This window comes from Amaricoccus tamworthensis, from assembly GCF_049800875.1.
GTDB classification, from domain to species: domain Bacteria; phylum Pseudomonadota; class Alphaproteobacteria; order Rhodobacterales; family Rhodobacteraceae; genus Amaricoccus; species Amaricoccus tamworthensis.
In genome coordinates this window covers 58,670-77,732 of record NZ_JBNAFV010000007.1, presented here as the reverse complement: position 1 = coordinate 77,732, position 19,063 = coordinate 58,670, and the positions used below count along the sequence as shown (strand labels likewise).

Sequence of the window (19,063 nt, the reverse complement as noted above, 5' to 3'; positions counted from 1 at the left end):
AATGGATAATACGCCTGGCGGGGGCGGCCGGAGAGCCGGCGCAATGTCGGGAACCGGGCGGCTCTTGACGAAGTCCTGCCACCCGTCCCGCGCGCCGGGTGACCCACCGGCGCCCGGGTCGCGGGTAGAGGTCAGGCGAAGTCGACCTCGTCTATCATCGGCAGTACGGTCACCCGCGCGCTACCTGCACGGGCGATCGCGTTTGCCAAAGCCGGGCCCGAGGGTGGTGTTCCGGGTTCGCCAACACCGGTCGGCGCTTCCATCGACGCGATTATGTCGACCTCGATCGCCCCGATATCGGTAATCCGCAACGGCTCGTAATCGGGGAAGTTGTACTGATCCACCTCTCCATCGGTCAGGGTGATCCGGTTGCGCATCACGTGACCGATGCCATAGCCGATGCCCCCCTCGATCTGGGCGCGGATCACGTCGGGGTTGACCGGCACTCCGCAATCGACCGCGGCGAACACCTTCTCAATTTTGACCGGGTCGTCACCCCCGCCGGAGACCTCAACCACCTCCGCGACAAAAGAGCCAAAGGAGTGATGCACCGCCAGACCACGCGCGCGACCTTCCGCCGGCGCGTCCGACCAGCCGGTCATATCCGCGACGCGGTTCAGCACACCGGCCATGCGCGTCTGCGCCGGCGTGTCGCCCGGCAGCATGGACAGCCGCAGCGCCAGCGGGTCCGCGTCCGTCTCCTGCGCGACCATGTCGATCATGCTTTCCATCACATAGGCCGTGTGACTGTGCCCCACCGACCGCCACCACAGCACACTGGTAGCCTTGGCGTGATCCGTCAGGCCCACCGCCATCCCTGGCACCGCATAGGGCGTGTCAGCCACCCCCTCGACGGAGGAGTGATCGACTCCGTCATGCACGGCCATCTGCTCCATCGAGGTGCCCTTCATGATCGACTGACCCGCAATGCGGTGATCCCAGCCGACAATGGCACCGTTTTCATCCAACCCCACCCGCACGCGATGGGCAAAGGCCGGGCGGTAGTATCCGCCCCTGATGTCGTCCTCGCGGGTCCAGACCAGCTTGACCGGGCGGGTCCGGTCGGTCATCGCAAAAGCCATGGCGCATTCGAGATTGTAATCCGCCGTCGGATTGGCCCGGCGCCCGAAGGACCCCCCGGCCAGCACCGTTTTGACCTGAACCTTTTCCATCGGCAACTCGAGCACCTGGCTCAGCGTCATGTGCCCAAACGTCGGGAACTGCGCCCCGTCATGCAGGACCACACCGCCATCATCCAGCGGTTCAATGGTACAGGTCAGCGGCTCCATCGGCGCATGGGCGAGCAACGGGAAATAGAACGTTTTATCTATGACCGTCGCCGCACCATCCACAGCCGCCGCCGTCTCCGACTGGTCGCCCCGCGTCTCATAGGTGCTCGGGCCATTCACCCCGGCAATCAGTTCTTCCCTGATCTGATCCGACGAGCGGTCCTCAGCGGCGGAAAAGTCCCACTCCACCGACAGCATGTCCCGCGCGCTGATCGCAGCCCAGGTCGTCTCCGCATAGACCGCCACACCCGAGGCATCGGGCAGGGTCTGCGCCATAACGAACCCGTTCATGCCCTCGGCATCCGACGCATCGAACCCGGCGACGGTTGCACCACGCCGCGGGGCACGGGCAATAACCACGACCAACTGGTTGTCGAACTGCAGATCCATGGCAAACACACCGCTGCCGTTGATCTTGACCGGCGTGTCCTTCCGCCGCACCGCGCCGTCCTGCCCAATCAGCCGCCATTCCTCCGGCGTCCGCAGCCGGGGCTCAGCGGGCGCCTCCAGCGCCGCGGCCGCGGCAACAAATCCCGCCAGCGGCGCGGCCTGACCCGCCCCGGTAATCTCACCGGCGACAATGTCGAGCTCCGCCGCATCGACACCCCACTCCGCTGCCGCGGCTTCAATCAGCATCTCACGCGCCGCAGCCCCTGCGGTGCGGTACTGCGTATAGCTGTTGGCCATGGCGGTTGATCCGCCCGTACCCTGGAACGCACCAAACAGCGTGTTGTTGTAGACCTGCGGATTGGACGGCGCGAACTCGTAGTCAATCTGGTCCATGGTCACGCCAAGCTCCTCGGCGATCAGCGTGGTCAGACCCGTGGACGGCCCCTGCCCCATTTCGAAATGCTTCACGATGGCGGTCACGCGACCATCCGCGCCAATGCGCACGAACGGATTGAGATCAGTGCTGTCCGACGACGCGGCCAGGGCGCCATCGGAACGGGCACCCACATAAAGAACGGCAGCGGTCGCAGCCGCACCCTGCAAAAATCCGCGGCGGGATGTGGAAATGTTCATGGCTCAGCCCTCCAGGATCTCGGATGCACGCAGAACACCGGCGCGAATGCGCTGGTAGGTGGCACAGCGGCAGGCATTGCCCCACATGTAGCCGTCAATGTCCTCAACACTCGGCTTCGGATTTTCCGCCAGAAGACCGACAGCCGACATGATCTGCCCCGACTGGCAGTAGCCGCACTGCACCACGTCAAGCTCGGTCCAGGCCTGCTGCACGGCTGTGCCAATGCGGTCCGTTTCCATCGCCTCGATGGTGCGGATCTCGCTGTCGGCCACATCCTCAATATAGGTCTGACAGGACCGGACGGGTGCCCCGTCCAGATGAACGGTACAGGCTCCACAGGCCGCGACACCGCAGCCGAACTTTGTTCCCGTCATCTTCAGTTCGTCGCGAATAACCCAGAGCAGCGGCGTTCCGTCCTCCGCCTCAACGGTGCGGGTCTCCCCGTTGACTTTCAGTTCCCGTGTCATGCTTTCTCTCCCTATGCGCGCCTTGCTGGACGTCATCGCGTTCGGTCAGTGGTGATCCCGGCGGGGCATCACCTGTTTCACAAACCGGTTGTGTGGGATTTTTTAGCACGAATGCCAATAAGGATCGTGTCACGATTTGGCGCGCACAAGAAAGTCGGACCGGCCGCACCCCAGGAGCGCGACCGGCCAATTTCAAAAGCGGGAATCCGGAAGATAATGAGAGGTGCCATCGAATGCTGAAGCCCCACTGAAGGAGCCGACGTCACGAGGACAGATCGCCTCTCAGGGTTCCTTCGGCTCAGTAGCCCGAAATTTCCTTTGCCAGCCCAAAGAAGCCCCGCTTCCTTGCCGAGCTGATGCCCCAGTTCACGGGTACGCTCTGATAGCCCTGTTCGAAGGTCTCGCCCTTCATCCGGTAATCGAAATACCCCCATGAGGCATACTCGCCCACCGCCGCGATGAAGTTGTTGTCGGGCCGGTCGAAATCGAAATGATCATCCTCATTGAACAGGATCGGCTTGGGCGTGTAGCCTTCCACCTGGCGTGTCTTTTTGACCATCTCGCGGATGATGTTGGGGTCTTCCTGGGCGTTGCCGTGGATCAGCATGAAGTCACTGACACGGGCAACGTTCGATCCCGGGATCGTACCCCCGCCATAACTCGTTCCAACCAGCAGACGCCGTCCATCCAGCGTGATGGCTTTGGCCCGCTCGATCAGCTCATGCACACCTTCCGGCCGCATCACCGGCAGCTCATAGCGGATGTTGCATTCGTTGTTGATCTCAAGCAGCAGATTCTCATGACCGGTCGCCAGCAGCCATTCGACCGCATTGTCGACGGCCTTGCGAACGGCATCCTCGTTGCCCTCGAAAACCTTCTCCTGACCGAAGTAGAACAGACCAACAATCACAACCATGCCCAGCTCATCCGCCGCCTTCAGCACGCGGGCCAGCCGGTTCATGAAGGCCGGACGCAGCGATCCGTCGCTCTCAAAGGCCGAGTTGATCCAGGGCTGGTCGGTCGAATAACCATAGGGGCTGCCGCCCTGCAGGTTGATGTCAAAGGCCAGAACACCATGCGCCTTATAGGTCGGCAGCATGTCGATAAACTCGGATGTGTTGCGGTCCGCATCCCACACTCCGGTATCGGGATAGGCGAACTGCTGAACCGTGTCCGGGTTCACATCGTCGAAAATCCCCTGCACCATCCGCGTGTTCAGCAGCAGGCCCTCGATTTTTTTCCCGTGCCACTCACGACCCTCATAGGTCGGGGTTCCGTTGATCAGGAAGCCCTCTCCCTGAATTTCCACTTTGGTTGACATCTGTGCTTCCTCCTTTTCAACGCACTCGGTAGCGAATGCATTGTTTCAACGCATGGCACGCCGGTATTGGCGAACCTTGTCAGTTCGTTCTGGGTGTCCGGCCTACATCTGCGCGCCGCCCAGGCTGCGCAGAATGTTCACCAGCAGTTCCTTGGCCCGGGTCCGGTGCTCCTCATGCATCCGGCGCGCCTCCGCCGGATCGCCACTGGCGATGGCATCGACCAGGGCGCGGTGTTCACGGTTCGACTCCGTTGGCCGCGGCCGCAAAAACAGCGTCGCCATCCGGGCCCGGTGCGCCTGGGCGCGCAACTGGTTGACCATCCCGATCAGCCGTTTGTTCCGCGTCAGGTCAATCAGCCGCAGGTGGAACAGATCATCCGCCTCGGCCCAGTCGGCCAGTTCGTCCGCCGCCAGCGCCGCCTCCATCTGCTCAACCGCATCCCACAGCCCGTCCAGTTCGTCCTGGCTCAGCCTGCGCTCCGCGAGCAGTTCGGCCGCTTTGCCCTCCAGCGCGGTAAGAACGTCGTAAATGTCGCGCATGTCATCGGCTGAAACCGGCAGGACCCTCATTCCGTGGCGCGGCCGCAACTCGACCATGCCCTCCTGCTGCAACAGGATCATCGCCTCCCGGATCGGCGTGCGACTGATCTTCAGGCGCTCGGCAGCCTCGGACTCCAGCATCTGCGTCCCGAAAGGCAGCGTCCCGTCGAGCATCATGCGTTTGAGCTCCGCATGCGCATATTCGGCCTGGGTTGGCTTCGCTGCCGGGCGCTTCTCGGCCTTCGTCGTGGCTTTGGTCATGACCCCATCGCTCCGCATTTCCTATCCGGCCGCCCCGATCCTGCGCCCGCTGTCCTCATCGAAGAAATGCAGATGCGCGGGATCAATGGTGACCCGGGCGGTTTCGCCCATCCTGACATCCGGACGACCGTCCAGTTCACAGGTGATAGCACAATCCGCCGCTCTGCCGATAAGAAGCGTATCCGAGCCCGTGGGTTCCGTTACGTCGACCACGATGTCGAGCCCCATCCCGCCGGTGTCCCCAATCGTCATGTGTTCGGGCCGCACACCCATCGTCACGCGGTCTCCGGGCGCCAGCCCCAGGTCACGCCCAGGCAGGGCAATGTGGCTCCCGTCCGCCAACCTCAGCGACAGCGCACCGGCGGCGCCGGTAATCTCGCCGGGCAGCATGTTCATGGACGGAGAACCCAGGAACTCGGCCACAAAACGGTTCATCGGTCGGTCGTACAGCTCCAGCGGCGTACCGACCTGCTCGATATTTCCTGCATTCATCACCACGATCCGGTCGGCCATGGTCATGGCCTCGACCTGATCGTGGGTCACGTAGACAATGGTGGTTTTCAGCCGATAGTGCAGCGACTTGATCTCCGCCCGCATCTGCACGCGCAGCTTGGCATCCAGGTTGGACAGCGGCTCGTCGAACAGAAAAACCTTCGGATCACGCACAATGGCCCGGCCCATGGCAACACGCTGGCGCTGCCCCCCGGACAGCTGCGCTGGCTTGCGGTCCAGCAACGGCGTGAGCGCCAAAATCTCCGCAGCGGCAGCGACCCGTTCCTCAATCTCCGCCTTTGAGCAGCGGTCGAGCTTCAGCGAGAAACCCATGTTCTGGGCCACGGTCATGTGCGGGTAAAGCGCGTAGGACTGGAAGACCATCGCAATATCCCGCTGCCGGGGCATCTGGTCGTTGACCACCTCGCCATCGATGGCAATCTCCCCCTGCGAAACGGATTCCAGACCCGCAAGCATTCTCAAAAGGGTCGACTTGCCACAGCCCGACGGCCCCACAAGGATCAGAAACTCCCCTTCCGCGACCTCAAGGGACAGATCGGGCACGGCCACGAACCTGCCGTATTTCTTTGTCACCTGTCTCAGGCTGATATGCGCCATTCCGGTATTCCTTTAGTATGAGACGGCTATTTGACGGAGCCCGCGGTCAGCCCGGACACGAGCCAGCGCTGGACAAACAGGAACATGATCAGCGCCGGGATCGTCGCCGTGACGCAGGCCGCCATAAACATGCTGATGTAGCGCACGTTGCCCCCCTCGCCCGAGAAGTCACCGATACCAACCTGCACCGTTTTCATGTCCCCCTGGTTCAGCAGAAGCGAGGCCCACAGGAAATCGTTCCAGGCGTTCAGGAAGGTAAAGATCGTCACGGCCGCCAGCCCAGGCAGTGAGATCGGCAGAATGATCCGCCAGAACGCGCTGAAATAGGAACACCCGTCGACCAGCGCCGCCTCCTCCAGATCCGGCGGGCAGTTGTTCATGAAATACCCGCGCAGCAGCATCACACAGAACGGCAGCGAGAAACCGGCATAGGCGATGATAATCCCGGTATAGCTGTTCAGCAGGCCCGCCGACTGGATCGCGGAGTAAAGCGGAAAGGCCCGTGTGATCGGCGGGATCAGCTGCGTGGCAAGGATCGCCACGAGGCACAGCGTCATGCCCGGGAAGCGGAACCGCGCCAGAACATAGGCCGCACTGCACCCGATCAACGTCGACAGAATTGCGGCGGCCGCGGCCACGTAGATCGAGTTCAGAATATAGCGCCAGATCGGAATGACATAGGTCATGTCCAGATAGGCCTGAATGGTGAACTCATGCGGATACCAGTGCGGCGGCAATGCCCGGATATCCGCATTCGTCTGAAACGAGCTTTTCACCATCCAGTAGACCGGCAGAAGGATGTAGACGAGCGCCAGCACCGTCACAACGATGACGATTGCCCGCGTCAGCCGGTCCGCATTCCTGCTGCGCGCGAAGCCGCCCTTGCGACCGCTCCGTGTACCGGTCGCGCGGGGCATGTGCTCTGTGGTGGTCGTGGTCATCACCGGTCCTCGTTGCGCAGCTGCGTGCGGATGTAGAAGAAACAGATCGCCGCGGTGATCAGCAGGATCAGCCCGCCCGCCGCCGACGCGAGGTCAAAGCGGAAGAAGTTGAACGCCTGAAGGTAGGAATAAACCGCCATCACGTTGGTCATGTCCTGCGGACCGCCGCCGGTCATGATGTAGTTGATCTCGAAATGCCCGATACCGGTGATCAGCAGCAGCATGATCAGAACACCCAGGATCGGCCTTAGCAGAGGCAGCGTCACGTGCCGGAACTTGCTCCAAAGGTTGCCGCCATCCACATCAACGGCCTCATAGAGATCACGCGGGATCGACTGCATCCCGGCAAGAATGAAGATCACGATGAACGGCAGACCGTTCCAGATCCGGACCGCGGTCACGGACAGAAGCGGGATGGAGAACGGCCCCCAGGTCGAACTGTCGGTTAGAAAGCGGATGTTGGACTCGATGATGCCCGCATCCATCAGCGCCGAATTGATCGGGCTCCGGTCCGCGTTCAGCAGCCAGGCCCAGATCGCGGCGGCCACCACCGGTGGCACGAACCAGGGCGCACAGATCAGAACCCGCACGATGGCCCTGCCCCGGTATTCGGCCTTCATCACATGTGCGAGGACCAGGCCAAGCGCGATGGCAACCACCACCACCAGTCCGGTCATCACGAATGTATTGCTGATCGACCGCAAAAACCGCCCGTCGTTCAGAACCGTCCGGTAGTTCTCAAGCCCCACAAAGGGCGTGCCATGCTCCTGGACGCGCATCAGGTCGTATTCCAGAAAACTCCACCCCAGCGAGGTGAACATCGGGATCAGACCAAGCACGACCGTAAACAGGATCGCGGGCAGCACCATGAAGAAGCAGAACCAACGCCTTTTTCGTTCCATCGAGTGGACCCTTCAACGGTATGGTAATTGGTGGACGGGGGCTGGATATGTGACGTGCGGCCCTGCCGTGCGTAACGGAAGAGCCGCCGGTCTCAGGTCAGTCGCTGAACGCGCGGTCCATCTCGGCCTGCATGCGCTCCTGCGATTCCGCAATCACGGTATCCAGATCTTCCTGCTGGATGACCGCGCGATACACCATGTCATAGATGACCGCGCCCGGCTCTGGAGACACCAGCGCGTTCCACACCGGCGACGGGTGCTGCGAGGTGTGCGCGTATTCGAGGGTCTCGTTGATCACCTCTTTCCACTCGGTATCGCTCCAGTAGTCGGAAGCCATCACCTCACGCATCGGGCTGACATTGCCGCTCGCTTCGCTCAGACGCTGCATGTTTTCCGGACGCGAAAGGAAGCTGATCCAGTCCACGCAGGCCTCGACATTGTCCGTACCGCGCAGAACCCCGAAATATCCGCTGCCGGCATAGGCGTCACGCCCCTCCGGTCCGGCGGCCGGTACACCCAGGGCCCACTTGCCGTCCATTTCCGGATAATCTTCAGCGAGCTGCGGCGGGATCGGACCAGGAGTGGACGCGATCATGCCAAGCTGCCCTGCGAGGAAGTCACCCTCCGCGCTGTAGCCGCGCTCCATGAAATCGGGGCTGAGAACCTCATGCTCCCAGACCAGGTCACGAATGAAGCTCAGCGCCACCCGGGTCGCCTCATTATCAATCGTGGCCGTGCGCCCGTCCTCGGTCATGAAGTCGCCACCGGCCTGCCAGTAAAGCGGAACATAGCTCTGGCTCGGATTGTCCGGACCAAGCGCCAGACCCCAGCGGGTAACATTCCCGTTCGAGTCCCGCTCGGTCAGGGCTTTCGCGTATTCCACCAGCTCATCCCAGGTTTCCGGCGGGCCCTCAAGCCCCGCCTCGGCGGCCAGGTCCGTGCGATAGATCAGCGGACGCACGTCACCGCGCCACGGGATGCCATAGAAATCGCCGCTCCAGTTCACGTCCTGAAGCGAGCCCTCATAGAAATCCTCTTCCAGCGTCGGCCAGGTGTCGCGATATTCCGTGATTGGCATCGGACCATACTGATCGCCACCAATGGCGGAGAAGGAATGCAGCCAGAACATGTCGGCGCAGTCCGGCGCCGCGCCGCCCTGTGCTGCGGTCAGCCAGCGGTTGAAGGCAACCGACCAGTTGACCTGTTCGTAATTGACCTTGATGCCCGTCTCGGCCTCAAATTCATTCGTGAATTCCTCCATCGTGCGCTGCCAGGCGATCAGATCGCCATAGTCCTGCGACCAGAATTCGATCTCCTGCGCGTTCACCTGCGGCCCGGAAAAGCCCAGTACGGCCAATGACATGGCGACTGCCGCACCTGTCCTGAGGCCGGAAAGCCTCCGTGTTCCCGAAACGGATGTGAGCATATTTGTTGTCCTCCCCAACGATCTGATGCCGTAATGTATGCGTTATTGCATCCATGAACGAATTCGTCAATTTAAAACTCGCAACACGCACAGACGCTCGTCAGAAAATATGCCGATGAACGGGTTTCACCTGAGACAACCCACATCCAGCCCCGTGCTCCCGTTTGCCCGGGGCTGTTGCGCCAGTAGTCGCCTCTATGGAAGCTGCCGCCAGACGTTCCTGTTCAGAGTTTCCATTCGAACCCGACAGCTTTTTCCGACACGTCCCAGAGACGCGTCATGACGGCCTTGTCATGGGCGTGTGCGTTCAGCGTACCCCTGCCGACCGGGCCAACCGCTTCCAACCGTCCTGTCGGGCCATAGAGCGCCCGCTGCTCCGTAAGTGCCTCCTCGGTCGCGCACATAACCTCCGGGTAGGAGCCCTGCTCTGCGGTCTGCACCATCGGGGTTTTGGTCATGAGCCACCAGATGAACCGCATCGTGCGGCTGCCGCTCGTGGTAATGAGCGACGTCGCCGAAGAGCCGGGGTGGCACACGTAAACCTCGACATCGTTGCGCCCGGCAGCGGCAAGCCTGTCCTGCAGCTCATATGCGAACATCATCTGGGCCAGTTTGGACTGCGAATAGGCCGTATTCGCGCCATACCCCTCATCCCAGTTCATGTCCTCGAACCTGATCGTCTTCAGTCCCATGTTGTAGCCGAGGCTCGCCACAACGACGATCCTGCCGCCGCTTTCGGCGATGCGGTCAAAAAGCAGACCATTGAGCAGAAAATGTCCCAGATGGTTCGTGCCAAGCTGGCTTTCAAATCCATCAACCGTCAGCCTGCGCGTAGGCACCTGAGCGATGGCCCCGTTGTTGATAAGGGCATCGATACGGGGGACGGCCTTCAGGACCTCTTTGGCTGCCGTGCGGACACTGTCCAGAACAGCGAGGTCCATGCGAATGAAGCTCACATCAGCCCCCGCGCCGAATTCCTGCTTCAGCGCGTCAATGGCCGCCTCGGATTTCCCAACCGAACGGTTGAGCATCACGACCTTTGCATGCTTTCTCAAAAGCGTCCGCGCGGCCTGAAAGCCTGCGCCCGCATTGGCTCCGGTGATAACATGGGTTGTGCCGCTCAGATCGCCGAGGCGCTCCGGGGTCCAGCCTTTCGGTCCAAATGTTGTGTCCGCCAATTTCTGTCTCCTGCCGGCCAAGGCCGGCGCTGTGGGGTGTTGATGTCTGGAACACAATTAGAAACCCGCACGACAGGAAAACAGGCGATATCCTCTCATTTACTTGCCCAATCGTCTCAACCCCATTGCAAAGGTGAAACTCTTCGACCTAATGGACGGCATGAGCAAAGAACGGATCAAAAACCTCATTGAGCGTCATCTGCCGGAAGCGGGCCTTGTCGAAACCGCTCTGAAGGGCGTTCAGATGTTTCGGGTAACCGAGGCCATGCCCTGCGTGCCCGCGGTCTACCAGCCCACGGTCGTGGCCATTCTCAACGGCACCAAGGAGGCGGTGCTGGACGGTGAACACCACGTCTACGGCAGCGATAAATACCTGCTGTGTCCCATGACCCTGCCGGTCGAGGCGGGCACGCCACAGGCGTCAACTCAGGATCCCCTGATTGGTGTGGTGATCACCCTGGATCCACGGCTCATGCGCGAACTCGCCATTGAGATCGAAACCGTGGCCGGTGGCACCACACGGTCCCAGGCCTCATCCGCATCGGCACTGGCCCTCGCGGACTGGGATGACGGTTTCACTCAGGCGCTTCTCAGGCTTCTGGAGCTGCTGGACAGTCCCGTGGCTGCGGCGGTGCTCGGACCTGGTCGCATGCGCGAGATCTGTTACGCGGTTCTCACGGGCGGTGCCGGAGCTTCGGCAAGACGCGCCTTTGGTGTCGGCAACGAGATCGCCCGGACCATCGAATATCTCTCGAACCATCTCAGGGATCAGGTCACAATCGACGACATGGCCGGGCATGTGGGGATGAGCCGGGCCGTCTTTCACCGGAGGTTCAGGGAAGCCACGACAATGTCCCCAATCCAGTTTGTGAAATCGATGCGCCTGAACAACGCGGCGATGATGATCGCCGGAGGAAAAACCGTTTCCGAGGCGGCCTGGGACGTGGGGTATCAAAGCTCCTCCCAGTTCAGCCGGGAATTCAGACGGATGTACGGCCAGTCCCCGCGGCAATGGAGCCAAACGGCGCAGCTGCCGGACCAGCTGAATTAGGACGCGGGCCCCGTCGACCGGCCGGGACGGCCGGTCACCAGGTTAACGGGCGCGGGACCCACACCAAAATACGGACCCCGCCTGCCCTCCTATACGTCGATCACAACCTTACCGATGGCCTTACCGCCGGTAAGGTGATCGTAAGCCGCACCGACTTCGGCAAGCTCAAAACGGGCCTCATCGACCACCGGTTTCAACGCACCGCTGTCAGCGAGCCCGGCCAGTTCCGCCAGGATCACGCCATGCTCCGCTCGGCCCGTGTCGTGCAGCATCGGTATCAGCATGAACGCCACATGCAGCGACGCGCCTTTGAGGTGGGCCGGTGACAGGTCAAGCTCGGCCAGCGCCAGGGTGGTGGCCACATGGCCGTTAAGGGCAACCGCACTGAAAGAGTTTGTCAGGTTGCCGGCACCCACAGTGTCCAGCACCGCATCGAAACCGGCGCCATCCGTGTGTTTCGCCACATACTCCTCAACGGTATCGGCCTTAAAATCGATCGGCTCGGCACCGAGGTCGCGCACCACCGACAGACGCTTCTCTCCGGTGTCGGTGGCGTAAACTTCCGCGCCAAAGGCACGGGCCAGCTGCACGCCGATATGGCCCACACCGCCGGACCCGCCATGGACAAGCACCTTCTGGCCCTTTTTCACACCGGCACGCTGGAGCCCTTCATAAGCCGTAATGCCGACCAGCGGGATGGCCGCCGCCTCCCGCATGGACAGCGACTTCGGCTTGCGCGCGATCAGCCTGACATCCGCGGGCATGTATTCCGCAAGCGCGCCCTGAAGATCCGCCAGACCACCGGCGCAGCCATAGACCTCATCGCCAACCGCGAATTCGGTCACACCCTCGCCGACCTCCTCAACCGTACCGGCGAAATCCATTCCCAGTACCGCGGGCGTCGCGGGCGAAAAGCCCAGATCCGTTCCCATACCTCGGATCATCGTGTCGATGGTATTGACGCTCGTCGCCTGAACGCGAACGATCACCTGCCCCGCATCCGGGGCCGGGCGGGGCATGTCCACCTGCGAGAACGGTGCTTCGGGTCCATATTCGGCAAGAGCCATGGCTTTCATCGGTCGATCCTTTCGATCCATTGCGTTGGGATCGACCTAACACATGTGATTTCGCAAATATTCAGCCTATTTTCGAGTTCAGTTTTCGGATTTCGGATATAATTCGGTTTCAGGCCCAGGTCTGACGGCTCTCCCGGCCTGCCGACACGTCACGCCACCTGACTTGCCATCGGCCCTGCCAGCCGGGCCGCCAGTTCACCAGCCGCCAGCGAAGCCGCCTGCTTCGACGCCTCATGCCGATGGTCGCCAAACTCCTGATACTCGATGCCTACATGGTAAAACTCCGACATCCCAAGGTAGCGCGACGCGAACCTCAGATGCGGCACCAGGTTATCACCGCCCTCGTTGAGCCCACCCTCTTCGAAACCAAACTCGCCGCATGAGGTCAGCACGACCACCACCTTGCCGGACAGAACCGGCTCAAGCGGCCGGTCACCGCGGGCGAGATCAAAGGTAAACGTCCTGTTGACCCGCACAACCTGATCGAACCATGCCTTAAGCGCCGCGGGCATCCCGTAATTGTACATTGGTGTCGTGATCACGATGACATCGGCCGCCGCCACCTCCGCGATCAGTTCGTCTGAAACCCTTGTCAGATCCCGCTGCTCCGCGGTCATCCCTGTACTGAAAACCGCCGCGATCCATGCCTCGGAAATAAACGGCGGCGGGTTTCGCCCGACGTCCCGCGCAACAACCTCAATGCCGGGCTCGCGCGCCAGCCATTCATCAACAAACCGGTTTCCAAGCTGGCGGGACAGCGATCGCTCACCCCGCGCGCTGGCATCTACTCTCAGAATACGTGTCATCTCAGTGGTCCTTCTCTCCAGTTTCAGGGAGTGGAAAAAATGCGCCCGGTACTGCGTCCGGGCGCAGGGAAAGTCACTGCGGGTCCTGGGCTCAAAGATCACCAATCGGGGTCGCGGAAATGCCAGGCCAGGTCTCATGCGCCACCTGGATCACTTCTTCGCTGTTCTCGAGGTACTTCTCGAAGATCGCGGCATTGACGAAGAGGTAAAGCCTGCCATCCACGATATCGGCATAGCGGACATCCCCGTCGAGCTTCTTGCCGACAAAGACGCCAAAGGCGCAGAAGCCGCCAAACTGTGGCAGATACGCAGCCGGATCGGCCTCGAATGTCTGCTGCGCTTCCTCACTGGCGAAGTAGTAATCCACGCCGTCATGGGTGGTGTCATAGACCGCGTCACCGGTTTTCGGCGCATCGCCATCGAACATCGACACGGGATCGACGCCATGCATGCCAAGCGGATTGCCGGTCAGTGTCAGGCCGTTTGTCACGTTGTACTCATCAGCCGCGAAGACACCCGTGGACAGGGCGAGAGAGACGCAAAGCGCCGATGCAAAAACGGAGGGTTTCATGTCAGATACCTTTTTTTGGGGAGATTTGGAAAAACGGTGCGGTCCGCGGTTACACGGCACTGCCGATGCGTTTCACGGCGTCGTCGGTCCACCAGACGGCGTTGGCGATCATACGGAAGTTGATCAGCGCGGCGAGATAGCCGTCACCTTCGGGCACCTTGGCACCAGCGGTGGCATCACGAACAACCGCAACCTCAAAACCGGTCTCCAACAGTTCCCGCATGTGGCTCTCCACGCAGAGATTGGCCGACATGCCCGCAAGGATCACCTTGTCCATGCCGATCTTGCGCAGCTGCAGAACGAGATCGTTCTGCTCCGGTCCGTAAACCTTGTGCGGCGAGCAAACGATGGTCTCGCCATCCTCGATGTATTTTTTGTACTGCGGCATCCAGTCCGCACCCGACCCCTCAAACCCTTCGAGATCCAGGGGATCGTTGCGGTCAAACATGTGAATGCCGTGCATCACGCGTTCAAGCGTCCCCTCAAACTGCCACCGGTGGTCCTGCGGGTAGTAGTAATGCGGCGAAACCACGACCGGCATCCCGGCGGCCTTCGCGGCGATGAACAAATTCTCCAGGTTGTCGACAACGCCCTGTTCACTCACGCTTTCGCCGACCACACCCCAGGCCACTCCGTTCTCGTCGAGAAAGTCCACCTGCGGATCAACAACAACAAGTGCTGTGCGACCCGGCACGATTTCCATGTCCATCTGCGGCAGGCCGGGCTCCTCGGGATCCGCGTAAAGCGCCCGCGCCTCCGGCGTCGCGGCAGCGACCGACCCGCCAACAGCCGCCGCGGCCCCAGCGGCCGTCGTGCCCGCAATCAGACGCCGCCGCGCCATATCCACCCGCTCGGGGGTTGCGCCGCAGCCACAGCCGCAGGCGGCCCCGCGTTTATGCTCAGTCTCATGATCCATGTCAGATCTCCATTCCGGTAGTTGAATTTGTCGCAACGCACTCCGCGTCCGTCCATCGACCACACCGGAAAGGCACTGCGCCGCCCAAAACGGCGTCCCGCTCCCGCGTGACATGAAGTGTTTCTAAAATCCCGGTCACCGCCATCACCTCCCGGTTGGTGGAGAGGCCTGACCCCTCCTGGTCGATGACCTGACACTATTCGGGCGACAGGCTCCCGGTATTGGCCCGGCCTGCCAGACCCCTGGCCGGTTCTGCCACCCTCCCCTACCGGAAATCCCTGCCCTACGCCCGTTATGTTGGGTACATCCTTGCAGGGAACGGCGTGGTGATGTGTAGTCCCCTTCCCTGCCCCAAAGTCGCGCAGAGGGTGATGGCGACTATCGCCATCAGGGCCGGAATCCGGGCGTTGGACGGTGGTTTGGATGAACAATCACACCCAAACCACCGTAGTGCCAAGAAACCCTGGTCCACCAAATCTGGAAAAAGCCTTGCGCGAATCCCGATCATTCGGCAATAGTCACGAAACAGTGGCGATAAACGTCATTTTCCGTGAACACGTCACGGGGCGAGAGAGCAGATGAACAAGACTTTTGCGCATGAAGACCTCAATGCGGTCATTCGTCAACACTCCGAGTGGCTGGCGTCCCAGCTTCATTCGCAGCGTGAAAGCATGTTTCCGCCGGATGCGGAAAAGAACATGCGGAAATTCACCTCCGGTGAGGCGGCGACCCTACTTGGCGTCAACGACTCCTACCTGCGAAAACTTCACCTGGATGGCAAAGGCCCCTCGCCTGAACTGACGCCGGGCAATCGACGGCATTACTCCGCTGAAAACATTCAGGAATTACGGGTCCTGCTCGAAAAGACGGCCCGCAATCCAGGGGATTACCTCCCCGGTCGGCGCGACGGCGACCATATGCAGGTCATCGGCGTGATGAACTTCAAGGGCGGCTCGGGCAAGACGACCACCTCCGCGCATCTCGCGCAGAGGCTGGCGCTGAAGGGCTACCGGGTCCTCGCGATCGACCTCGACCCCCAGGCATCGCTGACCGCCCTTCACGGGGTTCAGCCGGAATTCGACCTGCGCGACGGCGGCGGAACGCTTTATGACGCGATTCGCTACGATGATCCCGCTCCGATTAAATCGGTGATCCGAAAAACCTATATTCCGAACCTTGATCTGGTGCCCGGCAACCTGGAACTGATGGAATTTGAGCATGTTACCCCCCGCGCCCTCGCCCAGGGCAATGCGGGGCTGTTCTTTTTCCGCGTTAAGGAGGCTCTCTCCCAGGTTGATGATGACTATGACGTGGTTGTGGTGGACTGCCCCCCGCAACTCGGGTTTCTCACCATGTCGGCCCTGTCGGCCGCTACCGGGGTGCTGGTGACCATCCACCCGGAAATGCTTGACGTCATGTCAATGAGCCAGTTTCTCCGTATGACCGCAGACCTGATGGACGTGATCGCCGAGAGCGGCGCGGACATGTCCCATGACTGGATGCGTTATTTGCTGACCCGGTATGAACCGGCGGATGCCCCTCAAAACCGGATCGTGGCGTTTTTGCGCACCATGTACGGCGAAAAGGTGCTGAACGCCCAGATGCTGAAATCCACCGCAATTTCAGATGCCGGACTGACCAAACAGACCCTCTACGAGGTCGAGCGCAGCGCCTTCACCCGGTCCACCTATGACCGGGCCATTGAGAGCCTGAACGCGGTGAACGACGAAATTGGACAGCTGATTCAAAAAACCTGGGGGCGCTCATGACCACCAGCAAACGCAAACGCATGTCGATGCTCGACAACCTTGCCGCGTCCGGCAAACCCGCCAGTTCGGCACCCCCCTCCCCGGCCGCGACATCGTCGATGATGTCAAGCAACCGCGCCCTGCGCTCGGCCCGTGATGCCGTGGACGGCCATCATGTCTGGGAGTTGGATCCAGGCGCGATTGTCGATGACCGGCTGACGGACCGGCTGGATCCCGATGATGTAATTGATCTGCGCGACGCGATTGAGGCCAACGGCCAGACCGTTCCGATCCTGGTCCGCCGTCATCCCGCCGATCCCGACCGTTACCTGCTGGTCTATGGCCGCAGGCGTCTGGAAGCCATCCGGCTTTCCGACAAGGTCACCAAGGTCAAGGCGCTCGTCGCCAGCATGGACGACAAAAGCGCCCTTCGCGCACAGATTTCCGAGAACATGGCGCGCCGGGATCTCTCCTTCATCGAAAAGGCCCTGTTTGCGCGGGAACTCATCGATAGCGGATTCGGGACCCAGTCCCAGGTGGCGGAAGTCCTGACGGTCACCAAGTCATCGATTTCGATGGCGCTCGCCGTCGTTGAATCCGTGGGCGAGGATCTCATCCGCGCCATCGGGGCCGCCCACGGCATAGGCCGTCCCCGCTGGGAGGCACTGGGCAAGGTGATGGCGGACACCGGTGTTTCCCCTGACCGCATGGTGGAGGTGGCTGAGAAGACCCACCTGGAGGCCGCCAGCGCCGTCCTGAGCGGCGCTGAGCCGTCCGAGGAAGAGGACATCTCCGTCAGGGCCTTCCTGGCCGTGGAGAACTCTCTGGGGGCCCCGGCCCCCAAGAAACCGGTACCGGCCCCTGCCCGGGTCAAAAGCCGCACCCTGACCATCGCGGGCAAAAAAGGCGGCCAGGTGAAAAGATCGCCCAAAGGTCTGATGATCAGCCTGGACAGCGGCGCTTTTGCCGACTGGATCGACCAGGAGGCACAACAATTGATTAACGAACTTCACGGGCGCTGGTTAAGGCGCACGGAAGACTGAGGCAGAGCGGAACAAACACAGGAGGCACATAACAGGCAAAAGAAAAGGTCCCGCAAAGACAACGCTCCACGAGACCCTAACTTGATACTTGCACCCTCAAGTTAGTCCCCGGAGTCGCAAACCGCAAGTCCGAAGTGATTCTGCGGGCGGGTATTTTTTGTCTTCGTGAAAATAAAATGCACTACACTCCCATAACGCCGTTTCGGCGAACGGTGACGGCTGCCCTGATGGAACATCAGGAGCCCACCGAAGGCGACCTCGGTCTGGAGGCTGTCGACAAGTGGCATGTCTTTCGCGAACTGACCACCGGCCGCGCCGCCTTCGGGCTGTCCCATCGCGACCTTGCCGTCCTCCAGGCCCTTTTGAGTTTCCATCCGACCCGGGATCTCGACCCAGGTGCCGGCGACCTCATCGTGTTCCCGTCGAACAAATCCATCTGCGGACGACTCAACGGAATGCCCTGTTCAACCATGCGGCGCCACCTCGCCAAACTGGTCGACAGCGGCCTCATCACCCGCCGCGACAGCCCCAACGGAAAACGCTACCGCCGCCGCTACGGCCCCATCCAGGCCAGCTACGGCTTCGACCTGACGCCTTTGGTTGTCCGGGGTGCCGAAATCACCAAAGCTGCGAAACAGGCCCAGGCCGAGGGCGAGCGCATTAAATACCTCCGCGAACAAATCAGCCTCATGCGCCGGGATCTCACCGCCCTCGTGGACCACTGCCGGAAGGCCAAAACCCAAAAGATGGATTTGGCCGCTGTTGAGAATCTGATCGACCAGGTATCCCGCACACTGCGCCGCAAGTTGACGGTCGATAAACTGGAAGCAATTCACTCAGAACTGGAAGTCATTCTGAGCGAAACCAGAGCCGCCCGGTCACCTGTCGAAACAACGGAAATGAGCACCAGCGATGTTCATTCTGAGCAGCACATACAGAGTTCAGATATAAACCGTTCTGAAAAAGAATCTGAACGGATCGATGACCAGGTCGTGGTTTTCGAGGATGCCCGAGGTAAACCTGTGACCCGAAAAAGTGACCGAACCACGGATGAAAGATCATCCGTTCCAATGGCACTTCTTCTGTCATCATGTCGGGAAATTGCTGCCTTCGCTGAAAACGGAATTCGGTCAATGAACGACCTCGTGAGGGCTGCTGAGAGAAGTGTTCCGATGATGGGAATATCCGGTGATGCCTGGATGCAGGCGAAAAGCGTGATGGGGGCAGGGGAGGCATCGGTCGTGATTGCGGCAATGCTCGAGCGGTTTGAGGAGATAAAATCGCCGGGCGCTTATTTGCGAAGCCTGTGTATCAGGGCAGGAAATGGGGAGTTTTCCTGTGTTCCGATGGTGAAGGCGCTGGCGCGGAGGAGGGCGGCGTAGGAGTTCACAGC

General features: G+C 61.1%; 17 protein-coding genes. 4 read left to right on the top strand and 13 right to left on the bottom strand.

Going from position 1 to position 19,063, the window contains the following annotated elements; all coding sequences use genetic code 11:
* Positions 1-131: 131 nt before the first annotated feature.
* The 9 genes from ACP15P_RS13040 to ACP15P_RS13000 all read right to left on the bottom strand — a co-directional run bounded on the left by ACP15P_RS13040 (position 132) and on the right by ACP15P_RS13000 (position 10,459).
* The gene (locus ACP15P_RS13040) at positions 132-2,312 is read right to left on the bottom strand and encodes a xanthine dehydrogenase family protein molybdopterin-binding subunit (protein ID WP_424928905.1); all 2,181 of its coding nucleotides are present in this window, start codon (positions 2,310-2,312) and stop codon (positions 132-134) included.
* A 3-nt stretch (positions 2,313-2,315) separates the two neighbouring features.
* Entirely contained in the window at positions 2,316-2,780 is a 465-nt protein-coding gene (locus ACP15P_RS13035) for a (2Fe-2S)-binding protein (RefSeq protein WP_424928904.1), read from the bottom strand.
* A gap of 298 nt (positions 2,781-3,078) precedes the next feature.
* Positions 3,079-4,101, bottom strand: a complete 1,023-nt coding sequence (locus ACP15P_RS13030; protein WP_424928903.1) for a hypothetical protein — start codon at positions 4,099-4,101, stop codon at positions 3,079-3,081.
* Between the two features lie 102 nt (positions 4,102-4,203).
* Positions 4,204-4,902, bottom strand: a complete 699-nt coding sequence (locus ACP15P_RS13025; RefSeq protein WP_424928902.1) for a GntR family transcriptional regulator — start codon at positions 4,900-4,902, stop codon at positions 4,204-4,206.
* Positions 4,903-4,923: 21 nt separating this feature from the next.
* Complete coding sequence (locus tag ACP15P_RS13020) at positions 4,924-6,012, bottom strand: ABC transporter ATP-binding protein (protein ID WP_424928901.1); 1,089 nt, start codon at positions 6,010-6,012, stop codon at positions 4,924-4,926.
* A gap of 26 nt (positions 6,013-6,038) precedes the next feature.
* Positions 6,039-6,953, bottom strand: coding sequence for a carbohydrate ABC transporter permease (locus ACP15P_RS13015; protein ID WP_424928900.1), 915 nt, complete (start codon positions 6,951-6,953; stop codon positions 6,039-6,041).
* Positions 6,953-7,855, bottom strand: coding sequence for a carbohydrate ABC transporter permease (locus tag ACP15P_RS13010; RefSeq protein WP_424928899.1), 903 nt, complete (start codon positions 7,853-7,855; stop codon positions 6,953-6,955). Before ACP15P_RS13010 ends, ACP15P_RS13015 begins: the two co-directional genes overlap by 1 nt.
* 97 nt (positions 7,856-7,952) lie before the next feature.
* Entirely contained in the window at positions 7,953-9,218 is a 1,266-nt protein-coding gene (locus tag ACP15P_RS13005) for an extracellular solute-binding protein (RefSeq protein WP_424928898.1), read from the bottom strand.
* Between the two features lie 287 nt (positions 9,219-9,505).
* Entirely contained in the window at positions 9,506-10,459 is a 954-nt protein-coding gene (locus tag ACP15P_RS13000) for an SDR family oxidoreductase (RefSeq protein WP_424928897.1), read from the bottom strand.
* 160 nt (positions 10,460-10,619) lie between these two features.
* On the opposite strand from ACP15P_RS13000, the gene ACP15P_RS12995 reads away from it, so the two are divergent.
* A complete protein-coding gene (locus ACP15P_RS12995; RefSeq protein ID WP_424928896.1) occupies positions 10,620-11,510 on the top strand; it encodes an AraC family transcriptional regulator in 891 nt (296 codons plus the stop codon).
* 89 nt (positions 11,511-11,599) lie between these two features.
* On the opposite strand, the gene ACP15P_RS12990 is transcribed toward ACP15P_RS12995, so the two are convergent.
* The 4 genes from ACP15P_RS12990 to ACP15P_RS12975 all read right to left on the bottom strand — a co-directional run bounded on the left by ACP15P_RS12990 (position 11,600) and on the right by ACP15P_RS12975 (position 14,879).
* Entirely contained in the window at positions 11,600-12,586 is a 987-nt protein-coding gene (locus ACP15P_RS12990) for a zinc-dependent alcohol dehydrogenase family protein (RefSeq protein WP_424928895.1), read from the bottom strand.
* A 149-nt stretch (positions 12,587-12,735) separates the two neighbouring features.
* Complete coding sequence (locus tag ACP15P_RS12985; protein ID WP_424928894.1) at positions 12,736-13,392, bottom strand: FMN-dependent NADH-azoreductase; 657 nt, start codon at positions 13,390-13,392, stop codon at positions 12,736-12,738.
* 91 nt (positions 13,393-13,483) lie between these two features.
* A complete protein-coding gene (locus ACP15P_RS12980; RefSeq protein WP_424928893.1) occupies positions 13,484-13,963 on the bottom strand; it encodes a YHS domain-containing (seleno)protein in 480 nt (159 codons plus the stop codon).
* A 49-nt stretch (positions 13,964-14,012) separates the two neighbouring features.
* Positions 14,013-14,879, bottom strand: a complete 867-nt coding sequence (locus ACP15P_RS12975) for a cysteine hydrolase family protein (RefSeq protein WP_424928892.1) — start codon at positions 14,877-14,879, stop codon at positions 14,013-14,015.
* Between the two features lie 578 nt (positions 14,880-15,457).
* Between ACP15P_RS12975 and repA the strand changes: the two genes are divergently transcribed.
* The 3 genes from repA to repC all read left to right on the top strand — a co-directional run bounded on the left by repA (position 15,458) and on the right by repC (position 19,052).
* Entirely contained in the window at positions 15,458-16,648 is a 1,191-nt protein-coding gene (gene repA, locus ACP15P_RS12970; RefSeq protein ID WP_424928891.1) for a plasmid partitioning protein RepA, read from the top strand.
* Complete coding sequence (gene repB, locus ACP15P_RS12965) at positions 16,645-17,670, top strand: plasmid partitioning protein RepB (protein ID WP_424928890.1); 1,026 nt, start codon at positions 16,645-16,647, stop codon at positions 17,668-17,670. Before repA ends, repB begins: the two co-directional genes overlap by 4 nt.
* Before the next feature lie 176 nt (positions 17,671-17,846).
* Entirely contained in the window at positions 17,847-19,052 is a 1,206-nt protein-coding gene (gene repC, locus ACP15P_RS12960; protein WP_424928889.1) for a plasmid replication protein RepC, read from the top strand.
* Positions 19,053-19,063: the final 11 nt, after the last annotated feature.